Genomic DNA, 18,685 nt, shown 5'->3' with positions numbered 1-18,685 from the left:
GTCCAATCTACTTTCTAGACAGCGGATTCAAATGGGTTTATCTAGCTGGGATTCTCGACACCTGACTCGGCCCGGCTCGCCAGGTCCTCCAACGCAGTCTGCATGATTCGGGCCTCGGCCCGTCGCTTCACGAAACCGGGCAGGGGCATCACCATCTGGACTGCGAGGTGATAGGTGACCTCGGTGCGAGCCGACTCGCCGGGCACCGGGTTGAAGCAGTACTCGCCGTCGAGTCGTCGAGTCAGGTCGCCCTGCACCAACCGCCAGGAAACCCGCAAGGGGTTCGACCCGTAGTAGTACTCCAGCAGGTAGTTGGTGCTGCGACCCATGGCCGCGGCCCGAAACGACACCAGTCCGCCCCGGCCGTCGTCGTCCCGGCGGACTATCTCAACCTGCTTCACCTCGGAGGCCCACTCAGGATAAGACTCGAAGTCGCACACCACCTCAAAGCACCGCTCAGGCGACGCCTCGATGGTGATGCTCTTGGTGGCCTGGTCAAACATCGTCACCGTTCCTGCTGGAGTCGCTTCGTTCTGGGATTGTGCCATCGGAGGGCCGGGGCGGGAAAGTCCCGTACCGAGCTCCCCAGGCGCCGGACAAGCCCAGCGCATAGACAGGAACCAGGATACCGAATGCAGAGGCGGTAAACGGGCGGACCGAGGCGGCGGCCAGCGCCACCACCACCTCGGCAGCCAGCGCAGCCATCATCGAGAACCGCACCGAGGGGGGCGCGCAGCCCGCGAGGAAATAAAGGCCCCCCACGCCGATCAGCTCGTAGCGGCTGCGCTCCAGGGCCCGCTGGAAGGCCCAGAGCATGGCCGCGCACCCCGCGGCCAACAGCCCGAGCGATACCACTGCGATGGGAACGGCCATGAGATTGGGAAAGGCGGTGGTGGTGATAGCAACGGCTGTGAACCCGCCGGTTCCCGCCCAGCACGCCCGCAGCAGGTTTTGGCCCTCGACTTCCGGGGGCACCAAGCGATCGCTCAGTGACATCAGCGGTTCCTTCCCCGGGCGATGACCTGGGCAGTCACGGGCGGTTCCTTCCCCGGGCGATGACTTCGGCGATCACAGTTCGAAGCCGTTCGGCCATGTGGTCGTAGGAGAACTCGGCCACTGCCCGCAACCGGCCCTCCAACCCCATTCTCTGAAGGCGGACTCGATCCGACAACAGGGCATCCAGAGAGGCCGTCACCGCGTCGAGATGGCTGGGCCGGTCCACGACCAGTCCGGTTCTTCCGTGCTCCACCGCTTCGGCCGCTCCCCCGCTGTCCCCGGCCAGCTGCGGGACTCCGGCCGCCGCCGCTTCCAAGAACACAATGCCGAATCCCTCCTGCTCCAGTCCCCCCCAGCGCTGGCGGCACATCATGGCGAACACGTCGGCACAGCCGTATAGGTCGGGCAGGTCGGCGTCGGCCACCCGGTCGAGCAGGCGGGCGGGAGCACCGGTGCGCCCGATGAGCCGGTCCAACCGGGCCCGGTCGCGTCCGGCCCCGGCCACTGCCAGCGTGAGCCCGGGATGGCGATCGGCCAAACGAGCCGTCGCCGCGATCAGCACATCCATGCCCTTGCGGGGCACCAGCCGGCTGATCGACACCACTACGGGTGCGTCGACGGGCAAGCCGAATCTCCGACGGACTTCGAGCCGTTGAACAGCATCCAGGGGCTTGAACCGGCCCACATCCACCCCAGGCGGCACGATCACCGCAGGAAGCGGTCCACCGGCGGCCCGCTCGGCTTCGGTCACCGAGTACCGGCCCGCGGTGATCACCACCCGAGCACCGCGCAGCACGCTGCCCAATAGCTGCCTCGTGCCCGGGAGGCGGCCGGGAACGGTCACCTCGGCGCCGTGGAGAATCACGCCGTAGGGATGGGGCAGCCGGGGGGCCAGCGCTCCCAGTGGAACTGCCGGGTCGTAGAGCACCAGTTCGGCATCAATCTCGGCAACCAGCTCGGTGATCTCCTGCCCCATCTCCTGGGTGGGGAGCAGAAACTGGCGGGGCGAGCGGATCACCTGGTGGTCTTGCTGGGCATCCCACTCCGCGTCTCCGGGATGGGAGCGGGTCAGCACGCAGACCTCTTCCGGGGGCAGCCGGCGCCACAGCTCCCACAGGTAGTTCTGGATGCCCCCCAGCTTGGGGGGATAGTCGTTGGTCACCAACAAATGCCGGGGCATGGCTCAAACCGGTGCTACCGCGCCGACGCCGAGGCGAGCCGCAGCCCATTCAGCGTGACGCACCAGCATGGGGTCGGAGTGGGCCAGATAGCGGACCACGGTCTCAACCACATCGGGGTCGGCCCCCCGGCCCGAGTTCCCCAACGCGACCAGCGCGTTGCGCCGCACATAGCGAGGCTCGCGCTGGGGGATGTACCAACGGCCGTAACGGGCCATCAGATCGTCGTCATCCGATTGCAGCAGCTCTACGAGGTCCACCCAGCAGATGTCGTTCTCGGGGTCGCTCTCGAGCTCCTCCCCTGCACCGCTGCCGCCCGACTCAGCCGTCCTGTTGGGCGGGCACACCTCCTGGCAATCGTCACACCCGTAGATCCTGTCGCCCAGCGCTTCCCGGAACTCCAGCGGGAAATCGCCATCAGCCTGGACCAGCCACGCCAAGCACCGCCGGGCGTCGACCACACCGGGGGCCACAATGGCGCCGGTTGGGCATCCGTCCAAGCAGCGGCGACAGGGTCCGCACTGATCAGCAACCGGAGTTGACGGCTCGAGCGCCGCGGTGGTGATCACCGAGCCCAGCACAAACCAGCTCCCCCGACCGGGCAGCAAGATATTGCTGTTCTTGCCGTACCACCCCAGCCCCGCCCGTCGGGCCGCCTCCCGATCCACCAGGGCATTGTCGTCGGCCACCACCGCGGCTTGGTGCCCCGCATCTCGCAGCATGTCGGCTACCTGGCCCAGTGCATCTCGCAGTCTGGCGTAGTGGTCGCTTCGGGCGTAGGCGGCCACTCGGCCAACCGCCCGATCAGGGGCCGGCGAGGCGGAATTGCGATAGCCGAGTGCCCCCACCACCAGGGATTGGGCCCCGTCAACCGTGCGGCCGGGATCGGTGGAGCGGTCGGGGTTGCGATAAGTGAAGGCCATACCGCCGTGCAGGCCTTGCTCCCGCCGCTCCAGGAGTGTGCTCCGGGTGGACTCGAACGGCTCGGCCGGGGCCACGCCAACCGCGTCGAGCCCGGCCGCCACACCGACGGCAATGACCTCTTCTGCGACGAGAGTGCTCACCGGCGCGTGAAATCGACTTTGCCTGGCCTCATTCCCTCTCCTCACCGGCGCGGGCTTCATTCGAGGTGGAGACGAAGGCTCCCAGCACTTCGCCGGCCCGCCCATCGTCGATTGAGGCAGCCGAGGCCTCCAGCCCTTCTTCCAGTGTGGCGGCCACTTCGGCCACTACCAGCGCGGCGGCGGCATTGAGCGCCACGATGTCCCGATGCGCACCCGCCTGGCCGTCGAATACCCGCCGCAGGCATTCGGCGTTGACCGCCGCATCCCCGCCCTTTAGATCCACAGCGGCCGCGGGAGCCAACCCGAGTTCGGCAGGGTCCACGGTGTGGCGAAAGGTCTCGCCTTCTCGCAATTCCCACACATCGGTCGGGCCGGTGGTGGTCAGCTCGTCCAAGCCGTCGTGGCTGTGCACGATCATGGCCCGCTCCGAACCGGTGGCGGCGAGCACCTCCAGCATGATCTCGGCCATCGCCCGGTCGCTGGTTCCCACCAGCTGGCGCCTGACACCAGCCGGATTGGCCAGCGGACCGAGGAAATTGAACACCGTGGCCACCGCCAGCTCCCGGCGAGCCGGCCCAGCATGGCGCATGGCCGGGTGGAACCGAGGGGCCAAACAGAAGCCGAAGCCGGTCTCGATCACACACAGGGCCACCCCTGTCGGGCCGAGGTCGATGACCGCACCCAGCTCTTCCAGCACGTCGGCTGAGCCGCATTGGGATGAGGCCGACCGGTTGCCGTGCTTGCACACTCTGGCCCCCGCCCCCACGGCCACCAGCGCCGCGGCGGTGGACACGTTGATGCTGCCGCTGTGATCGCCGCCAGTGCCGCAGGTGTCGATGAGTCCGGTGGCATCCAGCGGAACCGTTTCCGAAGCCGCGCGCATCGCCGACAGCAGGCCGACAAGCTCTTTCGCGGTCTCCCCCTTGGTGCGCAGGGCCATCACGAACCCACCGATCTGCGCCGGCGTCGCCTCCCCATTCAAGATCTCGGTCATGGCCGCATTGGCCGCGTCGGCCGTCAGGTGGCCACCTCCGGTCAGCCGCCGGAATACTCCAGCCCACCCCCCGTGCTCGTGAAGGCTCACCGCCTTAGTGTGGCCCAAATCGCCCCCTATTCATGAACTGAGATTCGAGATTGAGACCCCCAATTCATGAACCGAGATTCGAGATTAAGATACTGAGGCCACATGCCCGCGATACGCCCGTCAGAATATGAGTGCAGGAATCTTTAGCCGACCTGAAGCTCTTGCCCGGATGGAAGAGGGCCAGTTCGATGTTTGCGTGATCGGGGGCGGCATCACTGGTGTCGGTGCCGCTCTCGACGCGGCCTCACGGGGGCTGCGAGTGGCTCTTGTGGAGCGGGGTGACTTCGCCGAGGGCACCTCCTCCCGGTCGTCCAAGCTGGTACACGGCGGTCTCCGCTATCTCCGACAGGGAGAAATTCGACTGGTGGCCGGAGCTTTGATCGAGCGGCAGCGACTGCGGGGCAACGCCCCCCACCTGGTGAAGGACCTGCCGTTCGTCATCCCACTATTCGGTCATGGCGGCAAGCTGCGCCGCGGGCTCACCAGGGCAATCGGCGGAGCTCTTTGGGCCTATGACCTGTGCGGAGGGGCGCTCATCGGGAAGCTCCATCGCCGGCTGAGCAAGGAGCAGGTGCTGGCTGCTTTCCCAACCCTGAAACCCGATCAGGTGGTGGGGGGCTACCAGTACTACGACTGCCAAACCGATGATGCCCGACTGGTGCTGTCGGTCATCCGCACCGCCGCGTTGGAATATGACGCGGTTGCCGCCAACCGAGTGTCGGCAACCACGGTTGTCCACGACGGCCACGGGCGGGTGAGCGCTGTGCGGGCGCAAACTGCCGAAGGCGAGAGGCTGGAAATCTCGTGCCGAGCGGTGATCAACGCCACCGGTGTATGGGCCGCTGATCTGGGAGACATAGGAATACGACCAGCCAAGGGGGTGCATCTCGCCTTTCACCGGTCGCTCTTGGGCATCGACCGCGGCTCGATCCTGCCATCACCGGTGAGGGGACGGAGCATCTTCGTGGTTCCGCTGGGAGAGGCCTGCTACGTGGGTACCACCGATACCGACTACTCAGGCTCGCTGGACGATCCACGCTGCAATGCCGACGACGCCGCCGAATTGCTGGGAGCGCTGCGGTCGGCAACGTCACTGGAAGTGTCAGAGGCTGATGTGATTGGTGCTTGGGCCGGGCTTCGACCTCTGGTCGCCGGCACGGCCTCGGCCCGTACCGCAGACTTGTCTCGCAGACACCACGTTGCCGAAGCCGATGGAGTGGTCACCGTTACCGGGGGCAAGCTCACCACCTATCGGCAGATGGCCGCCGATGCGGTAGACGTTGTCGTGGGCCTGCTGTCCGGGGGCGATCACCGCAAGATCAATCATCGAAGGCGGCGGTCGAAGACAAAGCGCCTGCGCCTTCGAGGAGCGGCCAGCCCCCAAGAGGTTCAAGACGGCCTGGAGTCGAAGGGCTTGCCCGCTGCCACTGCCCGGCACTTGGCCGAGCGCTATGGCACTGAAGCCGACGAGCTGGCTGACTTGGCGGCAGACGAGCCCTACTTGGGTCTTCCGTTGACCGAGGGACTCCCCTATCTGCGAGCCGAGGTCGTTTGGGCCGCCCGGGCGGAAATGGCCCGAACGGTGGACGATGTGCTCAGCCGACGCACCCAGGCCCGGCACCGGCACCTAGCCGCCAGCATGGCTATCGCCGAAGAAGTCGCGGCGCTGCTGGGCCGTGAACTGGGATGGTCGCCGGCAGAACAGCAGGCAGAGGCTGCCGCCTACCGTGAACTGGCGGCAGACGACTTGGCCGACATCTCTTCTGCTGACCCAACCAAACAGCCCTTGAACACCTGATTGCGACCACCCAGGAGAGACTCTATGAAAATCTGCGTCATCGATGTGGGCACCAGCAGCATCCGCTCGGCGGTGACCGACGGTCATCGGGTGAGCTGCTTTCGCCAACAGCGCACGCCGCCCAACATGCCCGAGCCGGGACTGGTCGAGTTCGACGCCGACGAGATGGCGGCGGTCATCCTCCAATCGGCCACCGAAGTCGTGGAGGAGGTCGGCGGCGTGGACGCGGTGGCCGTTACCAATCAGCGGGGCTCAGCGGTGGTGTGGGACCGCAAGACTGGGGAGCCGGTGGGACCGGCCCTGGGGTGGCAGGATCTGCGCACCGTGGGCGAATGCCTCGCCTGGCAGGCCGAGGGGCTCCGGCTGGTTCCCAACGAGTCGGCCACCAAGCTGGTCTGGCTGCTCGACCAGCACAACCCCGACCGGACTCGGGATCTGTGTTTCGGCACCGTGGACACGTGGGCGGTGTGGTGCTTGTCGCAGGGCGCCAGCCATGTAGTGGATCCCTCCAATGCGGCCATGAGCGGGATGCTGAGCGACGACGGAAGCCGCTGGTCGGATGAGATAACCAAGCAGATCGGGGTGCCCGCCCACTGCCTGCCGGAGATCGTGGACTCCACCGGGGTGGTAGGCACTGCTACCGCCCTGCCGGGGGCACCGCCGATTGCCGGGATCATCGGCGACCAGCAGTCGTCGCTGATCGGACAGCGCTGTGTGCTCGAGGGGCTGGCCAAGCTCACCTTCGGCACTGGGGCTTTTTTGGACGTGTGTACCGGCTCCGACCGGCCGATCGCCGACAAGCGCAGCGACCGGGGAACGTTTCCCATCGTGGCCTGGCAGGAGAACGGGGCCATCGTCTGGGGCGTGGAGGCCATGATGATCGCCGCCGGGTCGAACATGAGCTGGCTGATCGACGACGTGGGACTGTTGGGCGACCCGGCCGAGTCAACCGAGATGGCCGACAGCGTGGCCGACACCGGCGGGGTGGTGTACGTGCCGGCCCTGTACGGGCTGGGCACCCCCCACTGGGACTTCGGGGCCCGGGCCGCGCTGTTCGGCATCACCGGGGGCACCACCGCAGCCCACATTGTGCGAGCGGTATTCGAGGGCGTAGCTCAGCGAGCCGCCGATCTGTTGGAAGCGGCTGAGGCCGACAGCGGCTATCACATCGAGCAGATCCGGGTTGACGGCGGGATGTCTCAGAACCCGGTGTTCATCCAGATTCTGGCCGACACTCTGGGCCGTACCGTAGAGCTGTGCCCAGTGCCGGAGGGGACCGCGCTGGGTGCCGCGGTGTTGGCCGGGAGGGCCTTGGGCCAGTGGTCTAGCTGGCAGGAGGTGGCCGATTCCTGGTCGCCGAGGGCGGTGGTGGAACCGCAGGGAACGGTGGACCGGGAGCGCTGGCGTGAGGCGGTGGGGCGGGCCACCCGCTGGTACCCCGAGCTCTCCGACATAGGCCTGTAGAACGCTTGGCGAGCGCATCACCGGCCTGTCACCCAAAACCTTCTCGCCTTGGGATGAGCAGGGCTGGCAAACTGAACGAGACGGTGAGTCGGCCGGGTGGCCGCGGCATCGAGGTTTCGGCTTCGTTGTCGAGGAAGGTCGGGACTCCGCAGGGCAACGGTGCTGGCTAACAGCCAGTCGGGGCGACTCGAAGGAAAGTGCCACAGAGAACAGACCGCCGATGGCCCGCTCCGGCGGGCACAGGCAAGGGTGAAACGGTGCGGTAAGAGCGCACCAGGGGCCGGGGCGACTCGGCTCGCTCGGCAAACCCCACCGGGAGCAAGGCCAAGCAGGGGACATGGTGGCCCACCGCCCCGTCAGGGGCAGTCCCCGGGTAGGTCGCGTAGATGGATGGCCACCTACGGTCCGCAAGGACCCGGACAGAATCCCGCCTACAGGCCGACTCACCGTCCAATCTCGCCGGAGATGGCGGCGTTCAGCGCCCCCGGGGCCGCCGAGACCGGTGGGCACCCATCTGAGCCCTGTCCAGCCGACCCTGGGTGCAGAACAGCCGCAAGCGCTCCCGGTCGGTGAGCCCGAAGCGGCGCACCGACCAGGCCCCCACCGCCAGCCCGATGATCTCCAACACAACCAGCGTGGCCATGGGCTTGAATTCAGGGAGGTCGGCGCTATCTACCGCCACCCCGAAAACCGGCCACCAGAACAGATCAGTGCGCAACCACGCGCCGTCCAGCACCAAGTAGAGGAACAGCCCGATGGGCAGCCCCAGCCAACGGCGCCGGGACAGCCGGCGGCCCCGGGTGGCCAGCATTACCGCCACCAGCACAACCAAGGGAGCGAGCAGGGTGTGCAGCGCCCACGGTCCCCCGGCCAACAGCTCGACCAATGGCAGCACCGAGCCCAACATCACCATGCGGAAGTCCAGGGCCGGACTGTCGAACACCAAGGCCACCAGCACGAAGCTGAGAGCCAGAAACCAGAAGAACACCGGTTGTCCGTGCGGTCAGGTCCGCACCAGGATGCGACCACACTCCTCGCAGTGGCACACCTCATCAGCCGGTGCGTGGCGAATGCGGTCGAGCTCCATGGCCGACAGCGCCAGGTGGCAGCCTTCGCAGGTGCCGTTGCGGAGCCGGGCCACGGCGATGCCGCCCATACGAGCCCGCAAACCCTCGTAGCTGGTAAGTGCGGCCTCTGGGATTTCTCCCGCTTCGACAGAGCGGGCCGCGGTCTCCTGGTGGATCTCGGCCTGGACGACCGCCTCGGCCTCCTCTAGTTGACCTTCAGCGTCGGCCACCGCGGCCTCGGCAGCCGCGAGGCTCGACTCCAGGGCTTCAACCTCGGCGTCGATCTCCTCAATCGCCTCCATCAGCTCCAAGGCACCGCTCTCCATGTCGGAGCAGCGGGTTCGCAATCCGTCCACCTCCTCTTGGAGGGTCAGGAGCTCCCGGGTGCCGGAGACCTCACCGGAGTACAAGCGGTCGTACTCCCTCTTTGTCCGGTCTTCCAAGGCGGCCAGCTCATCCTCGTTGCGCTTGAGATCCCGCTGAAGCTCCAGGCGCTGGACCTGCTTCGCGGCCCGCTGGTTGTGGATCTGGCGGCAAGCCTGTTGGGCCGCGGCCAGCGAGGCCCTCTCGGGCAGCGTGTCGAAGCGATGTCGAAGCTGATCGATCAGGGTGTCGTGATCCTGCACCGACAGCAGGCGCTGGAATTGATCTTCGATCACGGCTCGATCTTAGAGTCAAAGTCCAGCATCGGATTCAGCCAACTGACCGGTATCGGTCGGCAAATCTCCCTCAGAGTCGAGGCTGGGATCGGCCGGAGAACCCGGAGCGGGCCCGGGGCCCACGCAAGTGTCGGCAATGCCGTCGTTGTTGGAGTCCAAGGGGAACTGGCCTTCGGGGCACTCCGCCTCGATCGGCAATGGGGTCCCGCAGTACAGCGGAATGGGCTCTCCCCCCTCCACCGCGAACTCGCTGAAACCGCAGGGCTCCACTCCCTCGGTTACCAGCAGGTCCACACACGCGTCGTGGGTGCCGTCGCCGTCGGTGTCCACCGGCACGATGATCGGCACGATCACCTCCGGGTCCTCAGGCGCCAACGGCGTAGCGCACGGGACGCCCACGGTGAACACGTCCTCCAACTCGATCAGGTCGCTGATGCGGGGCTCTCGGGGACAACCTGGAAATTCCACCACTTCAAGGCCCTCGTGGTAGCTGGTCATGAACCGGCCCCACGCCACTGCCGGATAGGAGCTGCCGGTCACCTTGCGCATGGGGATGCGCTCGTTGGGGTTCCCCAGCCACACCGCGGTGGCCAGATGGGGAGTGAACCCGACGAACCAGGCATCGGCCGACTCCTCGGTGGTACCGGTTTTGCCCGCCGAGGATTGCAAGGGCAGCTGAGCCCGCCGTCCGGTGCCGTTGACCATGTTGTTCTCCAGAACGTCGGTGGCCCAGCAGGCCGAGCGCGGCGACACCACCCGCTCGCCCGACAGCTCATGGCGGTAGAGCACGTTTCCCTGACGGTCGACGATCTGCTCGATGAAATAGGGCTCGTAGCGGATCCCACCGGTGCCGATCACCCCGTAAGCCGACGCCATGTCGATGGGATGGACCTCTTCGGAGCCCAACGGCAGCGACGCCACCGCTTCCAACTCGGTGGTGATACCCATCTTGGTCGCGGTGTCGACCACCGGCTGAATGCCCGCCACCCGGCCCAGCCGCAAGAACGCGCAGTTGGAGGACACCCTGATCTGGTTGTTGATGGTGTCCACCTGCCCGGGCGAGCTGGCGAAGTTGTTGGCCACATAGGGGTCGGGAACGCCTCCGGGGTTGGGGATCTGGCACGGACCCCGTCCGCTGATTCGGTCGCTGGGCTGGTAGCCCTGCTCGAACAGGGTCATCATGACGAACGTCTTGAACGCCGACCCCGGCTGTCGGGTGCCCTGGGTGGCCAGGTTGAACTCCTCGGTGTCTTGGGCGAACCCCGGTCCGCCCACCACGGCTCGCACTGCCCCGCTGTCGGGCTCGAGGGCAGCCAGGGCCATGGTGGCTTCAACACCGCCGTGGTCGCCCTCGTTGTACTCCGCCAGGGTGGTGGCCACTGCGGCCTCGGCTTGTCGCTGGGAAACGGGATCGAACGTGGTGTAGATGCTGAGGCCGCCGTTGAACACCAGATTGAACCGGTCTTCGGGACTCCCGCCCAGATACCGGGGGTCGTCCAGTAGCTGCTGCTTCACCTCTTCCACGAAATAGCTCTTGGGAGGCAACTCGATCTCATTGACCTCCTTGGGAAGCGGCTGGAGGTGGTACAAGTCGGCTTGTTCGGAGGTGATGTAGCCCAGCTCGGCCAGGCGGTTCAGCACGATCTGCCGCTGCCGAAGGGCCCGCAGAGGATTGTTGATGGGGTCGTAGCTGCTGGGATTGCTGATGAGCGCAGCCAGAAGTGCAGCCTCCCCCCATCCCAGATCGGAGGCATCCAACCCCCAGTACACCTCGGCCGCGGCCTGCACGCCGTAGGCGCCCTGGCCGAAGTACACCGTGTTCAGGTACAGGTTGAGGATCTCGTCCTTTTCCATCTCCCGCTCAAGGCGCTTGGCCATGGCCATCTCCTGGAGCTTGCGCTCGGCCTCCACCTTGTTGCCCACCACCAGGTTCTTGATGAGCTGCTGGGTGATGGTGGAGCCTCCCTGGGTGATGCCCCCGGCCCCCACGTTCTCGAGTCCGGCCCGGAACACCGCGCTTAGGTCGACGCCGGTGTGCAGGTAGAAGTTCTCGTCCTCGATGGCGATCACCGCGTGCTTCACCTCTTCGGAGATGTCGTCGAGCTCCACCAAGACCCGGTTCTCCACGTAGCTGAACACGTCGATGAGCTGGCGGTTGGAGTCGTAGACGTAGGAGCGGATGGCCAGTTCGTCCAGGCTGACGTCTTCGGCCAGGTTTACTTCCACCGGGGTGGACTCCCAGGACCTCAGCACATCAGTGGTCGGGGGCCACACCACGAACAAGGTGGCGGCCAGGGCCAACGCCAGCATGGGCATGAGCACGGCCAACCGGAACAGGTGGGACAGCCACCTCAGCAAGTCCTTCACCAGGCCCCCAACGCTACCGGCCCGGCGGTCGACAGTGGGCGCGCACTACCGGCGACGTGGCAAGGGCACAGGCGATCTCAGTAGCTGCCGCCCAGCTTGGTGTGGTCCCAGCTGATGGTCTTCTCGGCCTTGATCACCACCGCGGTGCGCTTCAATGCCATGTGTTCGGCTGCGTTGGACAGCATCTCCCGGTCGACGTCGGGGTTGTTGCGGACCATCACCTCCAAGGCGTAGCGGTGGACCACCTCGGGGTCGGTGTGCAGCTCGGCTTGCCCGTTGATGGCCACCCCGCGGAGCTTGTCGTACTCAAGGCCGTCCTCCAACAGCAGGGCGATGCGGTTGTCCCGCTCAAGGTTCTTGATCTTCTGCGACTTGGTGTAGGTCTCGAACACGATGTCGCCGTCTACCACCGCGAACCACAGGGTGCTCAGATGGGGTGTCCCGTCTTGGTTGATGGTGGCTACTTGGAGGCTCTTCTGCTCCTCGATGAAGGCCTCGAGCTCTTCGGGAGCCAGGCGGATCTTGTCACGACGCTTTGCCATGCGCTTAGCCTCCCACACCGCCTCGGGCGGCGGTCATTCGTCCAGCAGGGCGCGGCCCGGCGGGGCTGATCTATTCGTCCAACAGCGCTCGAGCCCGGCGGGCAAGCGGCTCATCCACCATTTGGCCCTCGAAGGCCACTGACGCCTCGCCCCGGGCCAAGGCCTCCTCCCACGCCGCCAATAGCGCCCGGGCTCTGTCTCGCTCTTCGGGTGATGGAGAGAAGCACTGATTGGCCAGCGGCACCTGGGCGGGATGGATGCAGAGCTTGCCGCTGTAGCCAATGGACCGCCCCACCGCGGCGTCGGCCAGAAAACGCCCATCGTCGCCGAACGCGGTCACCACCTGATCGAGCACCGGCACTCCGGCCAGGCGGGCGGCCAGCGCCACCTGGGAGCGGGCGAACAGCACCTCGAGACCGTCGTCGGTGCGCACACCGCCCATGTCGGTGATGTAGTCCTCGGCCCCGAAATAGGCGATCTGAACGCCGGGATGCTCCAGCACATCGGCCACCCGGGCCACTCCCGCGGCGGTCTCGATCCCGGCCATGAGCCTGAGGTGCTCCCGGCCTGCCTCGGCCAGCGCATCTCGTACCCCATCAACCTCAGCGGCGCTCTCCAGTTTGGGCACCACCACACCGGTGAACTCCGCGGCAAGGCTCTCGGCCACGTCGGCAGCAAACCACTGGGTACCCGGCGGGTTGACCCTCACGAAGATGGCCAAGTCGGGGTGCTGGCCGCGAAGCTCGTCGGCCGCAGCGCGGGCTTGGCCCCGGGCTTCAGCCTTGGCGGCCGGGGCCACCGCGTCCTCCAAGTCGAGGACCACCCCGTCGGGGCCGCTGCGGGGGAGCTTGGCACACATGTCGGGCCGGCTGGCCGGGGCGAACAGCAGGCTGCGAAGCCGGGGCAGCAGGTCTTCCATCGAGAGATTCTCGGTCATGCCAGCTCCGGTCGGTTGCGGAAATGGTCCAGAGCCTCCGGGTTGTCCAGGGCCTCGATGTTGACGATGGGCCGCCCGCAGATGGCGTCGCGCACCGCCAATTCCACCGTCTTGCCACTGCGGGTGCGGGGGATGTCGTCCACCGCGCCGATCACCGCGGGCACATGCCGGGGAGAGGCCCCGGCCCGAATGACCGCTCTGATGGCGGTCCGCAATTCCTCGTCGAGGCTGATGCCGTCAGCCAGCTTCACGAACAACACCACCCGAGTGTCACCGTTCACCGGCTGGCCCACCACCACGCTCTCGACCACCTCGTCCATGGCATCCACCAGGCGGTAGATCTCGGCGGTGCCGATTCGCACCCCGCCGGGGTTCAGCGTGGCGTCGGAACGGCCGGAGATAACGAACCCGCCGTGCTCGGTGGCGCAGATGTAATCGCCCTGGTGCCACCGGCCCTCAAACCGGTCGAAATAGGCGGCCCTGTACCGCTCATCGCCCCCCTCGCCCCAGAACCGGAGGGGCTGCGACGGGAACGGCGAGGAGCAAACCAGTTCGCCGAACTCCCCGGTTTTGAGCCGCGAGCCGTCGCCATCGAGAACCTGAATGTCCAGCCCTAGAGCAGGCCGCTGAATCTCGCCGGTCCACACCGGGGCAGTGGGATCGCCGAGCACCAGGCAGCCGCAGAGGTCGGTGCCTCCCGAGATGGAAGCAAGGTGAACGTCGGCTTTGACCTCGCGGTACACGTAGTCGAAGCCGGCGGGCGACAGCGGTGAGCCGGTAGAGCAGATGGTGCGCAGCGTGCTCAGGCGGTGGGTGCGGCGGGGTGCCGCCCTGGCTTTGCGCAGCGAGTCGATGTACCGGGCCGAAGTGCCGAACAGGGTGACGCCGGCCCGGTCGACCAAGTCGAACAGGGTGTCCGGGCTGGGGTGTACGGGGTTTCCGTCCCAAACCACCGCCGCGGCCCCCGAGGCCAGGGCCGAGGCCAGCCAGTTCCACATCATCCAGCCGGTGGTGGTGAAGTAGAACACTCGGTCGCCGGGGCGTACATCGCAGTGAAGCTGGAGCTCGCACAGGTGCTTGAGCAGGATCCCGCCCGCTCGGTGGACGATGCACTTGGGCCGCCCGGTGGTGCCCGAGGAGTACAGCACGTACAGCGGATAGTCGAAGGGAAGCTGCTCGAACTGGATTGCTCCCGGCGGATGGGACTCGATCCAGGCGTCGAAGTCCACCGTGCCCTCAGGCGGGCTCTGTTCTGAATGCAGGCGGCTCAGCACCACAGTGACCTCCACGGTGGGGAGTCCGGCCTGTATCTCTCCCAGCCGTTCCCGGCAGTCGAATTCTTGGCCGCCGTAGACGTAGCCGTCCACCGCGAACAGCACCACGGGCTCGATCTGGCTGAAGCGGTCGAGCACTCCGGCGGCGCCGAAGTCGGGAGACGTGGATGAGAACACCGCCCCCACCGAGGCCGCGGCCAGCATCACCGCGTAGGCCTCGGGCACGTTGGGCATCCAGCACGCCACCCGGTCGCCGGGGCCCACCCCCTGGGCCCGCATGGCGCCAGCCAGCCGGGACACCAGCGCTCGCAACTGGCCCCGTGAGGTCTCGGTGTAGGCGCCGGACTCGTCGGCGAACACCATGGCGACCTCGTCGTCGCTCCCGTGCAGCAAATTCTCGGCGAAGTTGAGCCGCGCACCGTCGAAGAACCGCACGTCGGCCAGGTGCTCGGCCTCCACCACCGGAGCACTCCCCCGCTCTGAGGCCACCACGCCGCAGAAGTCCCACACCGCTGCCCAGAAAGCGGCCGGATCTTGCACCGACCACCGGTGCAGCCGTTCATATCCCCCATCAGCCACGATGTCGATACCCGCACCCGCACTGAATCGGGCCAGATTGGTGTGGGCAGCCTGGTCCCGGTCAGGTGTCCACAGCGGCCGGGTGCCCATGGTCAGACGATATTGGGGTCGGCCAGCCACCACCACCAAGCCACAGCCGCCACCGCTCCCGCAATCAAGGCGACGAAGAAGGCTCGCTTGGCCAGCTTGTAAAGAAACACCAGCGAAGCCATCACCGCCACGATCACTGCTGCCAGCGCCAATTCGGGGTTGGCCGTGGCGAAATCAATCAATCCAGGAGGAATGTCGTCGCGCACATTGGGCGGCAAGCAGTCGAGGGCGCTTTCGGGAAGTTTGTCGATGACCCCGTTCCGCAGGTCTGCCAGCAGATCGGGATCGACGCAGTCCAGCCCATCGGGCAGCTCTGGTGTCTGACCCTGCATTTGCACCCCGACATTCTCGCCTGCCAGCCCGCCGATTCCGCGCACCCCGGCTAAGGGCGCTGCAAATGCTGCGGTCGGTGAGACCTACCGCAGGTCGGACAGCTTGACCATCTCCCCAGGATGCCGGTGCCGAGTTGACTGCTGCTGCTAGCCCAAATCAGCCAATTTGACCAGCTCGGGCTCGATGCGCTCCACGCCTGCGGTGGGCAGGAAGAACCGCCAGAAGATGCTGCCGGTGGGGCGGCCCTCGGTGTCCAGCCAGTTGTACACGCCGGGGTCTTCGTGAGCGATCACCATCTTGAATGTTCCGTCGGCCTCCAGGGTGGTGTTGGCCCGGTTGCGGCTGGTGATGCGGTTGCCGTAGTCGTAGGTCTGCCCCGCGGCAGTCCACAGGCACACATTGCCGAATTTGCACTCTGGCCACCGCCCGGTCATCACCAGCGCCTCGTCGGGGCCGAGCACATAGCGCCCCATGGTGTAGTAGGCGTCGAAGGCGGCGAAGCCCATCGTGCCGGGCGGCTGCGGATCGGGCAGCACGTTGGGCTCTCGGCTGACCCACTCCGGCATGGGATAGGTGCCGGGGATGGGCTGCTGGATGGTCTTGCCCAGTACGTGGTTGCTGACCCGGCCGATAGCCGCGGCCACGGTCTCGTCGTTCCAAAGCGTGGCTGGCCCCACCGGCGACAGACACTCGATGGTCAGGGGAATGTGAAGAGACTCGTCGGCTGCCGCGGGTTTGGGGACCTCGAAGTAGTGCCGGGTGGTGATACGGCCCGCTTCGGGAGGCAGGTCTAGCCAGTTCCGGTCCTGGGGCTCGCCGCCGAGGAACACCTCGTAGTTGCCATCGGCATCCACGTCGATGTCGTCGTCGTTGAGCACCCCGCCGGTGCCGGTGGCATAGCGGCCTTCAGACGAGCCCAGCTCGACCGTGAACGACGTGTAGACCGCTCCGGCCAAGTTGCCGGTGACCCGATAGGCGAGATCGCCGCGCACCGGGGCTTCGAAGTACACCGCGTCGGCGTTGTCACCGGTGAACTTGCGGGTGGGCGACACGATCCGGCGCCACACCGGGCGCTCGGGATCGAACTCGGCATGGGAGAACAGGGCCGACTGGAGGATGTGCATCACCAGTCGGTGGCTGTCGGCAATGGCCTGCTCACCGGACACTCCCCACTCCTCGCCGCAGAAGCGTTTGCTCACCTCGCCCAACGCATCAACCATCTCCGCCCACGCGACCTGGGACTTGGTCTGATCAGCCATTTCAATCTCCCCCTTGGTTTTGGGCGGACGATACCGCAGCGGCTTGGACTCGCCACCATCCACCAAACCGTCACTCCTCGTGGATATGGTCGAAACGTGAATTCGGCCCTCGTGGACACAGTGATCGACACTGCGGCGGGCACTGCCGTCGAAGCAGTTCCTGAGGCACTGCCGCCGCTGCCGATCCGCGTTATCCGCAGTCCAAGGCGTCGAAAGACGGCCGCGGCCAAGATCCTGCCCGACTGCATTGAAGTGCGGGTTCCCGCCGGAATGACCCCCGATGCCGAGGCCGAGATGGTGGCCAGCCTGGTGTCCCGCCTTGAGCGCAAGCGGGCGGCCGAGGCCGGCGGTGTGAATTTGGCCGAGCGAGCCGTCAAGCTGGCCTCCCGCTACGGCCTGCCTCATCCGGAGTCGGTCACCTGGGCCGAGCAGAACGACCGCTGGGCGTCATGCACCTCGGCCCGGGGCACCATCCGCATATCCACCCGCCTGGCCCGAGTGCCGGGCTGGGTGCTCGACGCGGTCATCGTCCACGAGCTGGCCCACCTCTCCGTGCCCAACCACAGTCCCGCCTTCTGGGAGCTGGCCAACCGCTACCCCCGCCAAGAACGGGCCTCCGGCTTCCTCGAGGCCATGTCCGCCGGTCACTCCGACCCCTGCCACACCGTCTGACGCCGCCAAAGGGCTGAATCGCAGCGGGCCTTGACCTGGCCCTCTGATCGCGGCCCGTGTTCGAGAGTGAGGCAGACTGTGCGCTGATGGGCGAACGGATCTTCTATGCGGCCAGCGTGCACGATGAGGCCGAGATCGAAGCGGTGGTTGAGGTATTGCGGGGAGGGGCGGGGGCGCTGTGGCCGGGGCGCAACGTTACCGCCTTCGAGTGGGCGGTGGCCGAGCGGTTCGGCAAGCGGCGCGGACTCATGTGCAATTCGGGGTCTTCCGCTCTGTATCTGGCGGTGGAACTGGCCGACTTGCCCCCGGGCAGCGAGGTGATCACCGCCGCGGTGACCTTCTCCACCGATGTGGCTCCGCTGGTGCGAGCCGGGCTGGTGCCGGTGTTCGCCGACGTGGACCCAGACACCTACCAGATCGACGTCGATTCCATCGATAGCCTCATCAGCCCCGACACCCGGGCCATCTTGGCCCCCAACCTCATCGGCAACGCCCCCGACTGGGATGCCATCCGGGCCATCGCAAACCGCCACGGGCTGTTCGTGATCGAGGACAGCTGCGACGCCCTGGGACCGGTGCTGCGAGGCACGCCCACCGGCACCCGCAGCGATCTGACCGTCACCAGCTTCGCGTCGTCGCACATCATCACCTGCGCGGGCAACGGCGGGATGGTGCTGCTCGACGACGAGGACCTGCGAGACCGGGGTCTGCTGCTGCGCCGTTGGGGGCGCCGCTCCGAGCTGCACTTCTACGGATCCAAGCGCCGGGACCGGAACTTCTGGGAGGAACTCGACGGCATCCACTACGACAACCAGTTCATCTTCGACGAGCTGGCCTGGAACTTCGAGCCCTCCGAGATCGGGGCGGCATTCGGTCGCCAGCAGCTCCACAAGGTTCCCCAGAACTTCGCCCGGCGCACTCGAAGCTTCGACCTCTACACCGACTTCTTCTCAAACCATTCCGACCGCTTCCGCCTCCCTCGCCAGACCGAGGGGCTGGACACCGCCTGGCTGTGCTACCCGCTCACCATCTCCCCCGACGCCGGCTTCGTGCGCGCCGACCTGCAAGCCCATCTCGACGGCAACGGGGTGGACACCCGCACCGTGTGGACCGGCAACGCCACCCGCCAGCCGTTCATGGCCGGGGTGGACTTCCGCCAACCCGAAGCCGGACTCCCCCATGCCGACGCCATCATGGAACGGGGTGTGGTACTTCCCATGAACCACTCCCTAGACGACGAAGACATCGGCTACGTGATCAGCCTGATAGAAACTTTCCTGACCACCACCTAATTCCCAATATTCCCTAATCCCCAGAATTAA

Annotated in this window: 17 protein-coding genes and 1 other RNA gene; 5 read left to right on the top strand and 13 right to left on the bottom strand. The window is 66.6% G+C overall.

Annotated features, from left to right (window positions below; genetic code table 11):
• Positions 1–41: 41 nt before the first annotated feature.
• From ACOQPI_RS11655 to trpD, 5 genes are read right to left on the bottom strand one after another with little or no spacing between them, the layout of a single operon-like run.
• Complete coding sequence (locus ACOQPI_RS11655; RefSeq protein ID WP_420621033.1) at positions 42–503, bottom strand: SRPBCC family protein; 462 nt, start codon at positions 501–503, stop codon at positions 42–44.
• Positions 496–996, bottom strand: a complete 501-nt coding sequence (locus ACOQPI_RS11650) for a hypothetical protein (RefSeq protein WP_420619798.1) — start codon at positions 994–996, stop codon at positions 496–498. The genes ACOQPI_RS11655 and ACOQPI_RS11650 overlap by 8 nt, the downstream gene beginning before the upstream one ends.
• A gap of 34 nt (positions 997–1,030) precedes the next feature.
• Positions 1,031–2,176, bottom strand: a complete 1,146-nt coding sequence (locus ACOQPI_RS11645; RefSeq protein WP_420619797.1) for a glycosyltransferase family 4 protein — start codon at positions 2,174–2,176, stop codon at positions 1,031–1,033.
• A 3-nt stretch (positions 2,177–2,179) separates the two neighbouring features.
• Positions 2,180–3,238, bottom strand: a complete 1,059-nt coding sequence (gene queG, locus ACOQPI_RS11640) for a tRNA epoxyqueuosine(34) reductase QueG (RefSeq protein WP_420619796.1) — start codon at positions 3,236–3,238, stop codon at positions 2,180–2,182.
• Between the two features lie 28 nt (positions 3,239–3,266).
• On the bottom strand, positions 3,267–4,322 hold the full coding sequence (gene trpD, locus ACOQPI_RS11635; protein ID WP_420619795.1) for an anthranilate phosphoribosyltransferase: 1,056 nt from the start codon (positions 4,320–4,322) through the stop codon (positions 3,267–3,269).
• A gap of 169 nt (positions 4,323–4,491) precedes the next feature.
• Between trpD and ACOQPI_RS11630 the strand changes: the two genes are divergently transcribed.
• The 3 genes from ACOQPI_RS11630 to rnpB all read left to right on the top strand — a co-directional run bounded on the left by ACOQPI_RS11630 (position 4,492) and on the right by rnpB (position 8,034).
• The gene (locus ACOQPI_RS11630) at positions 4,492–6,120 is read left to right on the top strand and encodes a glycerol-3-phosphate dehydrogenase/oxidase (protein ID WP_420619794.1); all 1,629 of its coding nucleotides are present in this window, start codon (positions 4,492–4,494) and stop codon (positions 6,118–6,120) included.
• Positions 6,121–6,144: 24 nt separating this feature from the next.
• Positions 6,145–7,584: an FGGY family carbohydrate kinase gene (locus tag ACOQPI_RS11625; protein ID WP_420619793.1), complete on the top strand. Its 1,440-nt coding sequence runs from the start codon at positions 6,145–6,147 to the stop codon at positions 7,582–7,584.
• A gap of 84 nt (positions 7,585–7,668) precedes the next feature.
• Positions 7,669–8,034: RNase P RNA component class A (gene rnpB, locus ACOQPI_RS11620), an RNA gene on the top strand.
• Positions 8,035–8,059: 25 nt separating this feature from the next.
• Here rnpB and ACOQPI_RS11615 read toward each other — a convergent pair.
• From ACOQPI_RS11615 to ACOQPI_RS11580, 8 genes are all read right to left on the bottom strand, one after another.
• Complete coding sequence (locus ACOQPI_RS11615; RefSeq protein WP_420619792.1) at positions 8,060–8,572, bottom strand: hypothetical protein; 513 nt, start codon at positions 8,570–8,572, stop codon at positions 8,060–8,062.
• Positions 8,573–8,587: 15 nt separating this feature from the next.
• A complete protein-coding gene (locus ACOQPI_RS11610) occupies positions 8,588–9,310 on the bottom strand; it encodes a zinc ribbon domain-containing protein (protein ID WP_420619791.1) in 723 nt (240 codons plus the stop codon).
• Positions 9,311–9,325: 15 nt separating this feature from the next.
• Positions 9,326–11,677 (bottom strand): transglycosylase domain-containing protein, encoded by a 2,352-nt coding sequence (locus ACOQPI_RS11605; RefSeq protein WP_420619790.1) that lies wholly within the window; start codon positions 11,675–11,677, stop codon positions 9,326–9,328.
• 77 nt (positions 11,678–11,754) lie between these two features.
• The gene (locus ACOQPI_RS11600) at positions 11,755–12,219 is read right to left on the bottom strand and encodes a pyridoxamine 5'-phosphate oxidase family protein (protein ID WP_420619789.1); all 465 of its coding nucleotides are present in this window, start codon (positions 12,217–12,219) and stop codon (positions 11,755–11,757) included.
• Positions 12,220–12,289: 70 nt separating this feature from the next.
• A complete protein-coding gene (locus ACOQPI_RS11595; protein ID WP_420619788.1) occupies positions 12,290–13,156 on the bottom strand; it encodes an HpcH/HpaI aldolase/citrate lyase family protein in 867 nt (288 codons plus the stop codon).
• The gene (locus ACOQPI_RS11590; RefSeq protein ID WP_420619787.1) at positions 13,153–15,099 is read right to left on the bottom strand and encodes an acetoacetate--CoA ligase; all 1,947 of its coding nucleotides are present in this window, start codon (positions 15,097–15,099) and stop codon (positions 13,153–13,155) included. The genes ACOQPI_RS11595 and ACOQPI_RS11590 overlap by 4 nt, the downstream gene beginning before the upstream one ends.
• Before the next feature lie 2 nt (positions 15,100–15,101).
• Positions 15,102–15,437 carry a hypothetical protein gene (locus ACOQPI_RS11585; RefSeq protein ID WP_420619786.1) on the bottom strand — a complete coding sequence of 112 codons (336 nt, stop codon included), beginning with the start codon at positions 15,435–15,437 and terminating at the stop codon, positions 15,102–15,104.
• 141 nt (positions 15,438–15,578) lie between these two features.
• On the bottom strand, positions 15,579–16,691 hold the full coding sequence (locus ACOQPI_RS11580) for a DUF1214 domain-containing protein (protein ID WP_420619785.1): 1,113 nt from the start codon (positions 16,689–16,691) through the stop codon (positions 15,579–15,581).
• A 96-nt stretch (positions 16,692–16,787) separates the two neighbouring features.
• Here ACOQPI_RS11580 and ACOQPI_RS11575 point away from each other — a divergent pair, with 96 nt between their 5' ends.
• Complete coding sequence (locus ACOQPI_RS11575; protein WP_420619784.1) at positions 16,788–17,363, top strand: M48 family metallopeptidase; 576 nt, start codon at positions 16,788–16,790, stop codon at positions 17,361–17,363.
• 86 nt (positions 17,364–17,449) lie between these two features.
• Positions 17,450–18,655, top strand: coding sequence for a DegT/DnrJ/EryC1/StrS family aminotransferase (locus ACOQPI_RS11570; protein WP_420619783.1), 1,206 nt, complete (start codon positions 17,450–17,452; stop codon positions 18,653–18,655).
• Positions 18,656–18,685 lie beyond the last annotated feature (30 nt).

The organism is Candidatus Poriferisocius sp. (assembly GCF_965219815.1).
GTDB lineage: Bacteria > Actinomycetota > Acidimicrobiia > Acidimicrobiales > Bin134 > Poriferisocius.
This window is presented reverse-complemented; position numbering and strand designations above follow the sequence as displayed.

What these genes read in the sequence shown, in the direction of transcription:
- ACOQPI_RS11655 (WP_420621033.1), bottom strand. Translation starts at nt 503, where the DNA reads ATGTTTGACCAGGCCACCAAGAGCATCACCATCGAGGCGTCGCCTGAG.
- ACOQPI_RS11625 (WP_420619793.1), top strand. Translation starts at nt 6,145, where the DNA reads ATGAAAATCTGCGTCATCGATGTGGGCACCAGCAGCATCCGCTCGGCG.
- ACOQPI_RS11570 (WP_420619783.1), top strand. Translation starts at nt 17,450, where the DNA reads ATGGGCGAACGGATCTTCTATGCGGCCAGCGTGCACGATGAGGCCGAG.
- ACOQPI_RS11595 (WP_420619788.1), bottom strand. Translation starts at nt 13,156, where the DNA reads ATGACCGAGAATCTCTCGATGGAAGACCTGCTGCCCCGGCTTCGCAGC.
- ACOQPI_RS11645 (WP_420619797.1), bottom strand. Translation starts at nt 2,176, where the DNA reads ATGCCCCGGCATTTGTTGGTGACCAACGACTATCCCCCCAAGCTGGGG.
- ACOQPI_RS11650 (WP_420619798.1), bottom strand. Translation starts at nt 996, where the DNA reads ATGTCACTGAGCGATCGCTTGGTGCCCCCGGAAGTCGAGGGCCAAAAC.
- ACOQPI_RS11590 (WP_420619787.1), bottom strand. Translation starts at nt 15,099, where the DNA reads ATGGGCACCCGGCCGCTGTGGACACCTGACCGGGACCAGGCTGCCCAC.
- ACOQPI_RS11600 (WP_420619789.1), bottom strand. Translation starts at nt 12,219, where the DNA reads ATGGCAAAGCGTCGTGACAAGATCCGCCTGGCTCCCGAAGAGCTCGAG.
- ACOQPI_RS11580 (WP_420619785.1), bottom strand. Translation starts at nt 16,691, where the DNA reads ATGGCTGATCAGACCAAGTCCCAGGTCGCGTGGGCGGAGATGGTTGAT.
- ACOQPI_RS11630 (WP_420619794.1), top strand. Translation starts at nt 4,492, where the DNA reads ATGGAAGAGGGCCAGTTCGATGTTTGCGTGATCGGGGGCGGCATCACT.